The organism is Rhizobium album (assembly GCF_003122325.1).
GTDB classification, from domain to species: Bacteria; Pseudomonadota; Alphaproteobacteria; order Rhizobiales; family Rhizobiaceae; genus Metarhizobium; species Metarhizobium album.
Genome location: NZ_QFBC01000007.1, coordinates 24,932 through 36,177, shown reverse-complemented (window position 1 = coordinate 36,177; position 11,246 = coordinate 24,932). Strand labels below are relative to the sequence as shown.

Annotated in this window: 11 protein-coding genes; 4 read left to right on the top strand and 7 right to left on the bottom strand. The window is 63.8% G+C overall.

Features of this window, described 5'->3' with window-relative positions:
- Window positions 1–21: 21 nt before the first annotated feature.
- Window positions 22–1,038, bottom strand: coding sequence for a DUF2125 domain-containing protein (locus tag DEM27_RS16405; RefSeq protein ID WP_109459330.1), 1,017 nt, complete (start codon window positions 1,036–1,038; stop codon window positions 22–24).
- A gap of 152 nt (window positions 1,039–1,190) precedes the next feature.
- On the opposite strand from DEM27_RS16405, the gene DEM27_RS16400 reads away from it, so the two are divergent.
- Complete coding sequence (locus tag DEM27_RS16400) at window positions 1,191–1,727, top strand: gamma-glutamylcyclotransferase (protein ID WP_109459329.1); 537 nt, start codon at window positions 1,191–1,193, stop codon at window positions 1,725–1,727.
- Here DEM27_RS16400 and DEM27_RS16395 read toward each other — a convergent pair.
- The 4 genes from DEM27_RS16395 to ftsE all read right to left on the bottom strand — a co-directional run bounded on the left by DEM27_RS16395 (window position 1,712) and on the right by ftsE (window position 5,038).
- Window positions 1,712–2,500 (bottom strand): lysophospholipid acyltransferase family protein, encoded by a 789-nt coding sequence (locus tag DEM27_RS16395; protein WP_109459328.1) that lies wholly within the window; start codon window positions 2,498–2,500, stop codon window positions 1,712–1,714. The genes DEM27_RS16400 and DEM27_RS16395 overlap by 16 nt on opposite strands.
- Window positions 2,501–2,569: 69 nt before the next feature.
- The gene (locus tag DEM27_RS16390; RefSeq protein WP_109459550.1) at window positions 2,570–3,292 is read right to left on the bottom strand and encodes a YdcF family protein; all 723 of its coding nucleotides are present in this window, start codon (window positions 3,290–3,292) and stop codon (window positions 2,570–2,572) included.
- A gap of 65 nt (window positions 3,293–3,357) precedes the next feature.
- On the bottom strand, window positions 3,358–4,305 hold the full coding sequence (locus DEM27_RS16385) for a cell division protein FtsX (protein ID WP_420028833.1): 948 nt from the start codon (window positions 4,303–4,305) through the stop codon (window positions 3,358–3,360).
- Window positions 4,306–4,378: 73 nt separating this feature from the next.
- On the bottom strand, window positions 4,379–5,038 hold the full coding sequence (gene ftsE / locus DEM27_RS16380) for a cell division ATP-binding protein FtsE (protein ID WP_165823460.1): 660 nt from the start codon (window positions 5,036–5,038) through the stop codon (window positions 4,379–4,381).
- A 212-nt stretch (window positions 5,039–5,250) separates the two neighbouring features.
- On the opposite strand from ftsE, the gene DEM27_RS16375 reads away from it, so the two are divergent.
- The 3 genes from DEM27_RS16375 (at window position 5,251) to DEM27_RS16365 (ending at window position 7,012) form a co-directional block, all read left to right on the top strand.
- Window positions 5,251–5,937 carry a hypothetical protein gene (locus DEM27_RS16375; protein WP_109459325.1) on the top strand — a complete coding sequence of 229 codons (687 nt, stop codon included), beginning with the start codon at window positions 5,251–5,253 and terminating at the stop codon, window positions 5,935–5,937.
- Window positions 5,938–5,983: 46 nt separating this feature from the next.
- Complete coding sequence (gene hpt, locus DEM27_RS16370) at window positions 5,984–6,526, top strand: hypoxanthine phosphoribosyltransferase (protein WP_109459324.1); 543 nt, start codon at window positions 5,984–5,986, stop codon at window positions 6,524–6,526.
- A 126-nt stretch (window positions 6,527–6,652) separates the two neighbouring features.
- Window positions 6,653–7,012, top strand: a complete 360-nt coding sequence (locus DEM27_RS16365; protein WP_109459323.1) for a response regulator — start codon at window positions 6,653–6,655, stop codon at window positions 7,010–7,012.
- 139 nt (window positions 7,013–7,151) lie between these two features.
- On the opposite strand, the gene DEM27_RS16360 is transcribed toward DEM27_RS16365, so the two are convergent.
- Both DEM27_RS16360 and lysA read right to left on the bottom strand, forming a co-directional pair.
- Window positions 7,152–9,806 carry a TIGR02302 family protein gene (locus tag DEM27_RS16360; protein ID WP_109459322.1) on the bottom strand — a complete coding sequence of 885 codons (2,655 nt, stop codon included), beginning with the start codon at window positions 9,804–9,806 and terminating at the stop codon, window positions 7,152–7,154.
- Between the two features lie 160 nt (window positions 9,807–9,966).
- Complete coding sequence (gene lysA, locus DEM27_RS16355; protein ID WP_109459321.1) at window positions 9,967–11,235, bottom strand: diaminopimelate decarboxylase; 1,269 nt, start codon at window positions 11,233–11,235, stop codon at window positions 9,967–9,969.
- Between the last annotated feature and the right edge of the window lie 11 nt (window positions 11,236–11,246).

The following is an 11,246-nucleotide window of genomic DNA, read 5'->3' as shown; positions in this document are numbered from 1 at the left end:
AAGAAGGGTTGACGGCGGACCTCAGATCGGCGGGATTTCGCCGACCTTGATGAAGCCGCTGATCATGATGTCGCCGTCCCTGAGCGTCAGGTCGACGGAGACCTGATTGCCGCCGGAAACGAGCGCGGTCAGCATGTTGCCGGCGGTGTCGATGTTTTTCGCGGCCTCCGGAAAGGCCGTCTTCAGCGTCTGCCGCCAGCCCTCGATCCCGGCGATTTCGAGCTTCAGCTTGCCGGAGACGTAGCCTTCGTCGTTGAAGGAGAACGGGCCGCTGATCCGCAGCGTCCGGCCTTCGCCGAGATCGGCCGACAGCGCCCGCAGTTCTCCCTTGGCGCCGCGCAGGTTCGCGGCATCCTTGCCTGCACCTTGGAGAAGGGCGGCCTTCTCGGCCATGGTCACGTCGACATCGACGGTCACCGGTGGCAGCGGCCGGTCCTTGCCTTCGACGGTGCCGGAGACCGCCAGCAGGCTTGCGGCGGCATCGAGGTCGGGGCCGTTGCGGCGCAGGTGCAGTTCGCCGTGGCTGGCGTTCAGGTTGAGCAATTCACCGGCCAGCGCCGAAACGAGGTTCGCCTTCAGGCCGTCGACGGCCAGCGAAGTCCGTTCGACGCCATCCGTGGCAAGCTGGGCGCTGGATTGCAGGGCCGTCCATTCGGCCGAAAAAGTCAGCCCGGGCGCCGCGCGCACCACCACCGGCTCGTCCACCTCGAAGACGACATGGAAGGGGTCGTAGACCTGTGCGGCGGAGCGCAATGCGCCGAAGGAGGCGGAGATGCCGCGGCGGTTGTCATCGATGCTGACGCCGGAGCAGAACAGGCCGAACCGGAAGGGAAAGCCGCGGATTTCGGCGTCCGGGCATTCGGCGGAGATCGCCGCACCCTGGCTGCGGTCGAGCGCCGCCATCAGCCGCGACCGCGCCTGGTCGGCGACAAAATACCAGCCGCCGGTATAGATGCCGATCACCAGGAGAATGCAGATGCCGAGGATCCTGACCTTTTTGCTGGTGTTGGCCTGTCCGGTGCGGCTTGACGCTGCCATGATGTTCTCCAAAGGTGATTCACGATCTTTAGGGTATTTCCGCGTTCTTCGAATCGCGAAAACTCTTTATTCTTTTGTTTTGACGCAATTCCGGCCGCAAAATCGCGACGCACTTTTGCTGGAATGGCTCTACCTGTGACGTGGCGTGCGATATGGACGAATTTTGGGTGTTTGGCTACGGTTCGCTGATGTGGAACCCCGGCTTCGATTATGCGGAACGGTCCCAGGGGCAACTTTTCGGTTATCGCCGCGCGCTCTGCGTCCGATCGTGGGTGCATCGCGGCACGCAGGAAAAACCGGGACTGGTCCTCGGCCTCGATCGCGGCGGCTCCTGCCGCGGCATGGCGTTCAAGGTGACGGCAGGGCAGGAGGCGGCGACGCTTGCCTATCTGCGTGAGCGCGAGCTGGTGACGCATGTCTATCTGGAGCGGACGCTGCAGGTCGTGCTTGCGGACGGCCGCAAGGTCAGGGCGCTGGCCTATGTCATCGACCGGGGCCATACCCAGTATGCCGGCGGCCTCGATGCGCTGGACGCCGCCCGGGTCGTTTCAACGGCCAAGGGGCGCTCCGGCCCGAACGATGCCTATGTCTTCAATACGCTTGCCCACATGCAGGAGATGGGCATTCGCGACCAATGGCTGGAAAGCGTGGCGGCGGAGGTCAGGCGGCTGGCTCAACCGCCGGCCTGAAGTTCGGCGAGCCGCCGCGCCGCCGTCGGCGGCAGCGGGATATGCGGATTGTTCCTGATGGTTTCGACCAGCAGCTCGTCGCTTGCCTTTTCCGTCACCTCCATCAGCTTGGCGAAGAAGGCGTCGGTCTCCATGCCCGGCATGATCGGCGGCAGGATGCGCACCTTGAAATGGCCGGGATAACGGACGGACTTGCGCCGTGGCCAGAACAGACCGGGATGCATGGCGACGGGCACAACCGGCACGCCGAGGTCACGATACATGCGGGCGATGCCGAACTTGTATTCCGGCGGCGCACCCGGCGGGCGGCGGGTGCCTTCGGGATAGATGATCAGCTGCCGGCCGTTTTCCATCTCCTCGCGGGCGCGCTTCAACACTGCCAGCATCACCTTGCCCCTGGCGCCGCGATTGACCGGGATCATCCGCTGCTTGAGCACGTACCAGCCAAACAGCGGGATCCACATCAACTCGCGCTTGAGGATGTAGACGGGGTCGTCCAGCCACGGCAGAAGGCCGAACGTGTCCCAGAAGGACTGGTGTTTCGGCGCGAAGATATAGCCGCCGCTCTTCGGGATGTTTTCCAGTCCCTCGATTTCGAAGCTGGCGCCGGCCACCTTTTCGAACAGCCAGTTGCTCGACCGCGCCCAGGCTTTCGGGATCGCATAGGCCTTCTTGCGCGGCAGCAGGAAATAGGCCGGCGTCAGGACGATCATGCGGATGATGAGGTTGGCGTAGAACAGCGTATTGAACAGGATCGAACGCAATGTGAGCATCAAGCGGCTTCCTTGGCACGGTTGCCGTGTGCCTACACGATATCGCGACGAATCAAAAGCGCATCCGCCTCAAGATTTCAGCCCGGCGGCTGCGGGTTCATCGTCGGTGCGCAATCCGGTCATGCCGCCATAACCGGTGAAATCACGCGCCGAGGCGGCGATGATCTTCACATATTCGACGATCAGGGCCCGAAGCACGTCGGGATCGGCAAACCAGTTCTTCGCCTTGAGGTCGGATCGCACCACCGGATAAGGAACGAATTCGGTCTGCGGATCGAGCCGACGCAGTTCGAAGAGGCTTCGCGGCATGTGATAGTTGTTGGTCACCACCAGCACCCGCCTGTAGCCGCGGTCATGGATCCAGCGCACGGTCTCGGTGGCATTGCCGATAGTGTCGAGCGCCTCGTAGCCGATATCGACGCAGCAGGAAAACAGGTCGTCGGAGCTCTTGGTCAGCCGGCGGATCTGGGCGCGCGAGGTTGCCGGATGCACGCCCGATATCAGCAGGCGCTCGCCGGCGCCCGAACGCAGCAGTTCCACCGCCTGGTCGATGCGCTGCGAACCGCCCGTCAGCACGACGATGGCATCCGCCTTGGCTTCGGACGGCGGCGCGAGCGCGGTGACGCGATCGGCAAACCAGAGGAAACCGGCAAAGGTGGCGGCCGCCAGCAGGATGGTGAAGATGCCGAGAAGCCTGGCCACACGCCGGATCGGCCCTCGCCGCGCCGGCTTCTGCCCGGGCGGGGCGCTACGCGAAATCAGGAAATCGGTCTTGCGCGTGATGCGGCTCATCATGGTGATTCGTGAATATCGGGAGATTGCGGCGAGGAACAGGCCCTTTCATGTCGCGGCGCGATCTAATCCGGAAGATTGTCGGTCCGGGCCGGGTCGGACCGGATGAGGTCGATTTCGTCGATGGTGCGCATCACCGTGATGCGGGCCGTCAGCGTCGTCAGAAGGGCGATGACCAGCATGGTGGCAAAGATGCCGAGATAGCCCATCCAGCCGATGGAAAAGGTGCCGAACAGCGCTGTGGCCTGGTCGGTTTGCGGCGTGGCAAGCGTCCGCCCCTGCCAGAAACTGGCGGCGCCGAAGACCGCCGCTGCGAGAATGCCGCCGGCGGCAGATCCTTTCAGGCTGATCTTCAGAAAATGCATCTGGAATTCCTTGGCGACGAAGGAGGCTTCGGCGCCGACGAAATGCAGGACCTCGACGATATGCCGGTTGCCCGACAGCGTGCCGCGGGTGGCGAAGACCACCGTCAGAACCATGGCGACGAAGACCAGCGACAGGATCGCCGTGCCGATCAGCACCGTGGTGCGGGCCATCGAGACCAGCCGGTCGACCCAGGTACGGTGATCGTCGAGGAAGGCCTGCGGGATTGCTCGCGCCAGCTGCGCCCGCATCGCTTCAAAATCCGGGGGGCTGGTTTCGTCGATGGTGACGATCACCAGGCGCGGCACCGGCAGTTCGGCGAGATCCAGCCCGGTGCCGAGCCAGGGTTCGAGCAGGCGGGCCGTCGCCTGGTCGTCCATGATCTTGCCGTCCCTGGTGCCGACAAAGGATAGCGCCAGATCGCGTGCCTTGATCAGCGCCGCATCCATGTCGAAGTTCTCCTCCGGCTTGATCTGGATGGTGATCTCGCGGGAAATCTGGCTTTGCCAGCTGGCGGCGGTGGCGCGCACCATGCTGACGCCGCCGAGCGTCAGGCAGGCGAGGAAGGACATGATGGCGATCACCACCATCAGCGCGTTGCCCTGGATGTTGGAGGGCGGCACGATCGGGCCGGTGGGGCGCACGCGCATCGGCGGCCGCCGGGCAGGCTGGGCCTCCGGCGGCGGCGTCACGGCGGTCGGCTTGCGCCGCGTGGTGGTCGGCTTATTCATAAATGTCGAGCCGTCCCTCGGTGAGGATCATGCGCCGGGCATCGACCTGGTCCATCAGGCCGAGATCGTGGGTGGCGATCACCACGGCGGTGCCCAGCCGGTTGAGTTCCATGAACAGGTTGAGCAGCCGCTTGGCCATGGGCGGATCGACGTTGCCGGTGGGTTCGTCGGCGAGCAGCACTTCCGGCCGGTCGATCAGCGCCCGGGCGATGGCGACCCGCTGCTTTTCACCGCCCGAGAGCACCGGCGGCAGAACGTTGATGCGTTCGCCGAGGCCGACCCACTTCAAAAGCTCCAGGACATCCGTCTTGTAGGACGATTCGTCCTTGCCGCGCACGCGCAGCGGCAGGGCGACGTTTTCATAGGTGGTCAGGTGGTCGAGCAGGCGAAAATCCTGGAAGACGATGCCGACGCGTCGCCGCAGCATGGGAAGCTCGTTGCGCGGGATGCGCGAGACGTCGCGCTCGAACATGCGGATCAGCCCGCGCGTCGGTTTCAGCGACATCAGGAGGAGGCGCAGCAGCGTCGTCTTGCCTGCGCCGGAAGGGCCGGTGAGAAACTGGAAGGAACGCTTCGGAATGTCGAAGGTCAGGTCCCGGAGGATTTCCGGTCCCATGCCATAACGCAAGCCGACATTCTCGAAGTGGATCAAGGGGCAGTCCAGTCCTCAAAGGGTGAAACAGGGGAATATGTTAACGAAGAGGGTTAACAGCCGGTAAAGATCCCTCCCAAAACGCCCAAACCCGGCATGCGTTTCCGAAGCATTAACCATTTGAATTTACGACTAGGCAGGATTCGTTTCAATGCCTGGTTCGCCGGCGCGTCGGAACGGCAAGGCTCATATGGGTAGAAGGCACGCAAACCATGGCGACATTCCGGCCCCGGCAGCATCCAAATGCGGCGCGATATGATTTCATCCCGCCGGAAAAGGCAACACCTGGTCGCAAGGTGGCACCAAACCGCAAGACGGATATCGTCGATGCGGAATTCGTCGTCATCCGCGACGGGCGGCCGCGAAACAATTCGTCCTTCCGCTACAATGACAACCGGCCGGCCAGAACGCCGCAGTCGCAAAGCCGGCAGGCTTCCGGGCTCGCCCTGCTGGCGCGATTCCTCGTCGGTTGCGAGCGTTTGCTGCGGCGGGTGCCTGAGCCTCTTTTCACCGGCTTCGTCGCCCTGCTGTTCATCGTCGTGTTCGGCCTCAGCGGCGGCTTTTCCGGCATTGCCGGCGCCAGCGCCCCCGGCCCGGCATCGGTCCGGCCGCTCGACATCACCCATATCAGCCTGACGCCGCAGGATGCCAACGGCATGCGCGTGCTGCTCGTCAACGGCATCGTCGAGAACCGCACCGAAGGCACGATGGCGGTGCCCGGCATTCGCGCCGATCTGGTTTCCGGCGAGCGGCTGATCGCCAGCACCATCATCGAGGCACCGGTCAGTGAGATCGACGGCGGGCATAGCCGCGGTTTTTCCGCCCGGCTGCCGCATCCCGGTGGAAAAATTCCCGACATCCGGCTTTCCTTCACCGAACCGGGTGTGTCGCGGCCCTGAACGTGCTATCGCGGTCTTCCCCTTTGTATCAGGAGCGAAAGACCATATGCCTGTTGTCCGCGGAAAGATCATCGAACCGCTCTTCACAGCCGAGCAGATCGCCGAACGCAACCTGTCGATGGCGGCGCAGATCGCTGCCGGTCCGACCAGCGACCTGTTGGTCATCGCCATCCTCAAGGGCTCGTTCATCTTCGCCGCCGACCTGATCCGGGCGCTGCACGATACGGGCCTGGCGCCTGAGGTCGAATTCATCACCCTGTCCAGTTATGGCACAGGGACGGTGTCCAAGGGCGTGCGCATCGTCAAGGATATCGACAGCGACGTGCATGGCCGTGACGTGCTGTTGATCGACGACATCCTCGAATCCGGCCGGACGCTGCGTTTCGCCAAGGAACTGCTGTTCGAACGCGGTGCCCGCAACGTCACCATCGCCGTGCTGCTCGACAAGCGGGTCAAGCGCCAGGAGCAGCTGGAAGCGGATTATGTCGGCTTCGAATGTCCGGATTATTTCGTCGTGGGTTACGGCATGGACGTGGCTTACGCGTTCCGCGAACTGCCGTTTGTCGGCGTCGTCACCGGAGACGCGTGAACCGAAGCCGGACATCGGTTGTTAACCATGGGGCCCCGCTTGCCGGGGCTGTTTACCGATCGCAAAGAAAACTCTGGTGATGTCCTCGTGGGGCATGACAAGAAAACAGACGGAGCGATGCAACCCATGGCGAAAATCCTGATCACCGAGGACGAAGATTCCCTGCGCAGTTTTGTGGCCCGGGCGCTTCGGCTGGACGGGCATGAGACCTATGAGGCTGCCGATGGCGCCGAAGGCCTCGAGAAGCTGCAGGACGGTGCTTTCGACCTGCTCCTCTCCGATATCCGCATGCCAGTGATGGACGGCATCGAACTGGCCCACAAGGCGGCTTCCGCCTATCCCAACATGAAGATCCTGCTGATGACCGGTTATGCCGAGCAGCGGGAACGCGCCGACGACCTTATGGAAAAGATCGTCGATGTCGTCTCGAAGCCGTTTGCCCTGCCGGATATCCGCAAGGCCGTGGCCATGGCGCTGGCGGCGTAGAGCATTTCCGCTTTCCTGCGAAACGCGAAAACGCTCTATCTTTGCTTTCATGCAATTCCGGGCGCAAAGCCGCTGCGCACTTTGTTGAATTGCTTCTAATCGTTCCGCTTTGCTTTTTCTCCGGAACCGCTGATATCCGTCAGCGGATGTCCAGCAGACGCTCCAGGTAACGGCGTTCGAATTCGGCGCTCGGGTTCTCGCCGAGCCGGCGGCGGATCGATTCGAGGATTTCGCGCGCCCGCTGGATGTCGATCTCGTCGGGCACCTTGACCTGATCGCCGAAATCCGGGCCTTCGGCGCGGCGTGGGCGTCCGAGCGGGTCGCGGCCGTTCTGGCCGCCCTCGGCGCTGCCCTGTTCCTGACCTTGGCCCTGACCCTGCTGGGCCTGCATCATCTGGTTCATCATGTCCTGGGCGCCCTTGCGCAGCGCTTCAAGCGCCTTGCCCTGGCCCTGGACGGCGCGTTCGCCCTGACTTTCGCCGAGCGCCTGGCCGGCGCCCTTCATCTCGCGTCCGGCTTCGCCAAAGCCTTCGCCCGGCTGCATGCCGAGTTCCTTCAGGCCCTTCTGCAGTTCCTCCAGCTTCTTGCCGAGGCCGTCCTGCTGGGCACGCAATTGTTTCAGCGCCTCGCGGAGCTGTTCGGCCGTCATGCGGTCGAGGTCCTGCTGCTGTCCGTTCTGGCCCTGCTGCGACTGTTGTTTCTGTTCGCCCTGCTGCCCGTCAGGCTGCATCTGGTCGAGGAACTCGCCGTCTTCGCCTTCGCTGTCGGGATCGCCGCGCTGCATACGGTCGCGCAAGGCCTGGTCGAGCTTGAAGGTGTCGTCCATCAGCCGCTGCTGGTCGCGCAGGATCTCGCCCAGCTTGTCGATCTGCTGGCGCATCTGGCTGTTCTGTTGGCTTTGCTGGCCCTGTTGCGGCCGACGGCCGGCCTGCAGGTTGTTCATCATCCGCTGCAGTTCGGAGAGCATCTGTTTGGCGGCGTCGCGATTGCCGGAGCGCGCCAGGTTTTCCAGCTGGTCGAGCATCGCTTGCAGGTCCTGCTGGCGCAGCACGTTGCGAGGCGTCTCGCTTTGGTTCTGGGCGGAGTTGTTGTTGCGCATCTGATCGGCCATGGCGGAGAGATACTCGTCCATGGCCTTGCGCAATTCGTCCATCAGCTTCTTGATCTCGGCATCCGGCGCATTGCGGTCGAGCGCGTCGGCCAAGGCCTGCTGCGCATCGCGCAGCTTGCGTTCGGCAAGCGACAGATTGCCATCCTCGATGCCGAGGGCGATTTCCCAGAGGTAGTCGGCGGTTTCCTTCAGCATGTCGCTGTTGTGTGACAGCTGCATGCGCGTGCGGGCGGATTCGATCAACAGGTAATGGGTCAGATTGGGGATGGTTTCATCAGCGCGCAGCGTCACCGCCTCGTTGAGCGCGATCGCGTCCGGCAGCTTGCGCACGTCGAGCGCGAAAATCTGCCGTTCTTCGGCGACGGCTGCCGCCAGCAGCTGGCTGAAATTGCGCGACGGCAGCACCATTTCATGCGGCGGGCTGCGGCCGGTCTGGCCGGCGGCATCGGTGGCGACCAGCGTGACGCGCACCCGTTTGCCCGCAAGCGGATGTTCCGTCAGGTTGCGGCTGGTCAGGCCCTTGATCTCGCGGGAGTCGCGTCGCGGCAGGTCGAGCTTGTATTCCGGCAGCGGATAGAGCGGCAGGGCGCCGGCATCGGGCTGGTCTATGGGTTCGATTTCGGCATGGGCCGATTGGATGCCGTAATCGTCCTTGGCCTTGAAGCCGATCTCCAGCGCACCGTTGATGCTGCGGCGGGGCATGCCTTCGAAAGCGATCTCGGGTCCCTTGTCGGGAATGACGGTGAACTGCCAGTTTCGGCCGCCGACATCCAGCGTGCCGCTTTCGGCAAGCTTCATCAGGTGATTGCGGGCAGCCGCGGTGTCGACCGCGGTCTCGGCTGCCTTGTCGACTGCGGGCTCGGCAGCCTCCTTCTTGTCACCGTCCTGCAGCGTCAGTTCGACAGGGGCTGTGTTTTCGCCCTTGAACAGCACCTTCTCGGTGCCGTCGCCGCCGGTGATGCGCACCGTCAGGTCGGAGAATTGCGGCACGTCGAGCTCCGTCGCGGCTGCGTCGTTGCCGGTCAAATAGATCGGCGCGCGGCCGGTATAGGAGGGCGGCGTGATCCAGGCGTCGATGCGCACGTCCGGCCGCATCGCAGGTATCGTGTGCTGCGTCACAGCGTCTTCGAGCGTGCCGGAACCGTTCGAGAACGAATAGGCGAAACTGGTGACGAGCAGCAGCGCCGGGACGATGCGCAGCGCAAAGCGGTCATGGCTGGCGATATCCGGCTGCGGCAAGCCGGCATCGAGATGAGCGATGCGGGCCGCCATGCGCGCCTGGTGCTCCTGCCACAGCGCACGGGCAAACGGCGTCTGCGAGGCGAGCCGGTCCGCCTGCACCGAAACGGGCTGGTGCGGCAGGTTGTTGCGTTCTTCGAGAAGGCGGTCGGCTTCCACCGCCTTTGGCCAGCGCAGGCGGGCAAGCGGCAGCAGCGACGTCAGGAACGAAAAGACGAAACCGAAGAGGATGACCCAGCGCAACCAGTCCGGCACGAGGCGGAACAGGCCGAACCAGGAGAAGGAAAGAAACAGCGCCAGTATGCCGAGCGGCAAAAGTGTCAGCGGCAGCACCCGTTCCGCAAGCAGCACCAGGCGGGCAAGGAAGCGCTTGGTGCCGACGCGGCGCGCAAGGGCGGACTGCTCCGATACGGCATCCGTCAAGCCCTGGCGGGGTGTGGTCATGCGGCCTGTCTCCTGATCCGGCGCTCGTAAAGTCCGCAATCTGCGCGGGGTCGAAGCGGTGTAACGGCGCTTTCAGGATACCATTGTTTGTGGCGAAGGCGAGGGCAAGGGCAAAAATGCCCTCACTTTTTCGTGTCTGATCGCCGCAACGGGATTGAAATCAGCCGAGCCAGCCAGGCATCGAATCGAGGCCGATCAGATCTTCGTAGGAGGTGCGCGGACGCACGACATGGAAATCGTTGCCCTTCACCAGCACCTCGGGGATGAGCAGGCGGCTGTTGTAGGTGCCGGCCTGTACCGCGCCGTAAGCACCGGCCGAACCGACGGCGATCAGATCGCCGGGCTTCGGCTGCGCCATTTCGCGGTCGAGCGCCAGATAGTCGCCGGTCTCGCAGACCGGGCCGACGACATCGGCCCTGATGCGCGGCGCGCTGGCGGCGGTCAGCTTCACCGGGCGGATCTCGTGATAGGCTTCGTAGAGCGTGGGACGGATCAGGTCGTTCATCGCCGCATCGACGATGACGAAACTCTTCTGACCACCGTCCTTCACATAGATGACCTCGGTGACGAGGATGCCGGCATTGCCGACGATCAGCCGGCCTGGCTCGGTGATGACCTTGCAACCGAGATCGCGAAGCTGGTTCTTGACGATGTTGGCATAGGCATCCGGCAGTGGCGGCGGGCTGTTGTCCTCGCGATAGGGAATGCCGAGGCCGCCACCAATGTCGACATGGTCGATCCCGTGGCCATCGGCCCTCAGCGTCGTGACCAGCTCGCGGAGCAGCCGGAAGGCATCCTCGAAGGGCTGCAGTTCGGTGATCTGGCTGCCGATATGCATGTCGATGCCGGTCACCTCGATGCCCGGCAGGGTGGCGGCGTGCGCATAGACGGCGCGGGCGCGCTCCCAGGAAATGCCGAACTTGTTTTCCTTCTTGCCGGTCGAGATCTTCGCATGGGTGCGGGCATCGACATCGGGATTGATGCGGAAGGAGACGGGCGCCTTCTTGCCGGCCTTGAGGGCGCGCTGGTTGAGAATTTCCAGCTCCGGTTCGGATTCGACGTTGAAGCAGTAGATGCCGGCTTCAAGGGCGGCATCCATTTCGCGCGGCGTCTTGCCGACGCCGGAGAACATGATGCGGCTGGCCGGCACGCCGGCGGCGAGCGCCCGGCGCAATTCGCCTTCCGACACCACGTCGATGCCGGCGCCGAGCCGGGCGAGGGTGCGCAGAACCGCCTGGTTGGAATTGGCCTTCATCGCGTAGCAGACGAGCGAGTCGAGATCGGCGAAGGCCTGCGAGAACACCTTGTAGTGCCGTTCCAGCGTCGCGGTGGAGTAGCAGTAGAACGGCGTGCCGACCGCCTTGGCGATGTCGGGGATGGCCACGCCCTCGGCGTAGAGGATGCCGTCGCGATATTCGAAGTGGTTCACGGGGATGACCT

Coding starts and splice junctions, on each gene's coding strand:
- DEM27_RS16405 (WP_109459330.1), bottom strand. CDS start 1,038: ATGGCAGCGTCAAGCCGCACCGGACAGGCCAACACCAGCAAAAAGGTC.
- DEM27_RS16400 (WP_109459329.1), top strand. CDS start 1,191: ATGGACGAATTTTGGGTGTTTGGCTACGGTTCGCTGATGTGGAACCCC.
- DEM27_RS16395 (WP_109459328.1), bottom strand. CDS start 2,500: ATGCTCACATTGCGTTCGATCCTGTTCAATACGCTGTTCTACGCCAAC.
- DEM27_RS16390 (WP_109459550.1), bottom strand. CDS start 3,292: ATGAGCCGCATCACGCGCAAGACCGATTTCCTGATTTCGCGTAGCGCC.
- DEM27_RS16385 (WP_420028833.1), bottom strand. CDS start 4,305: ATGCGCGTGCGCCCCACCGGCCCGATCGTGCCGCCCTCCAACATCCAG.
- DEM27_RS16375 (WP_109459325.1), top strand. CDS start 5,251: ATGGCGACATTCCGGCCCCGGCAGCATCCAAATGCGGCGCGATATGAT.
- hpt (WP_109459324.1), top strand. CDS start 5,984: ATGCCTGTTGTCCGCGGAAAGATCATCGAACCGCTCTTCACAGCCGAG.
- DEM27_RS16365 (WP_109459323.1), top strand. CDS start 6,653: ATGGCGAAAATCCTGATCACCGAGGACGAAGATTCCCTGCGCAGTTTT.
- DEM27_RS16360 (WP_109459322.1), bottom strand. CDS start 9,806: ATGACCACACCCCGCCAGGGCTTGACGGATGCCGTATCGGAGCAGTCC.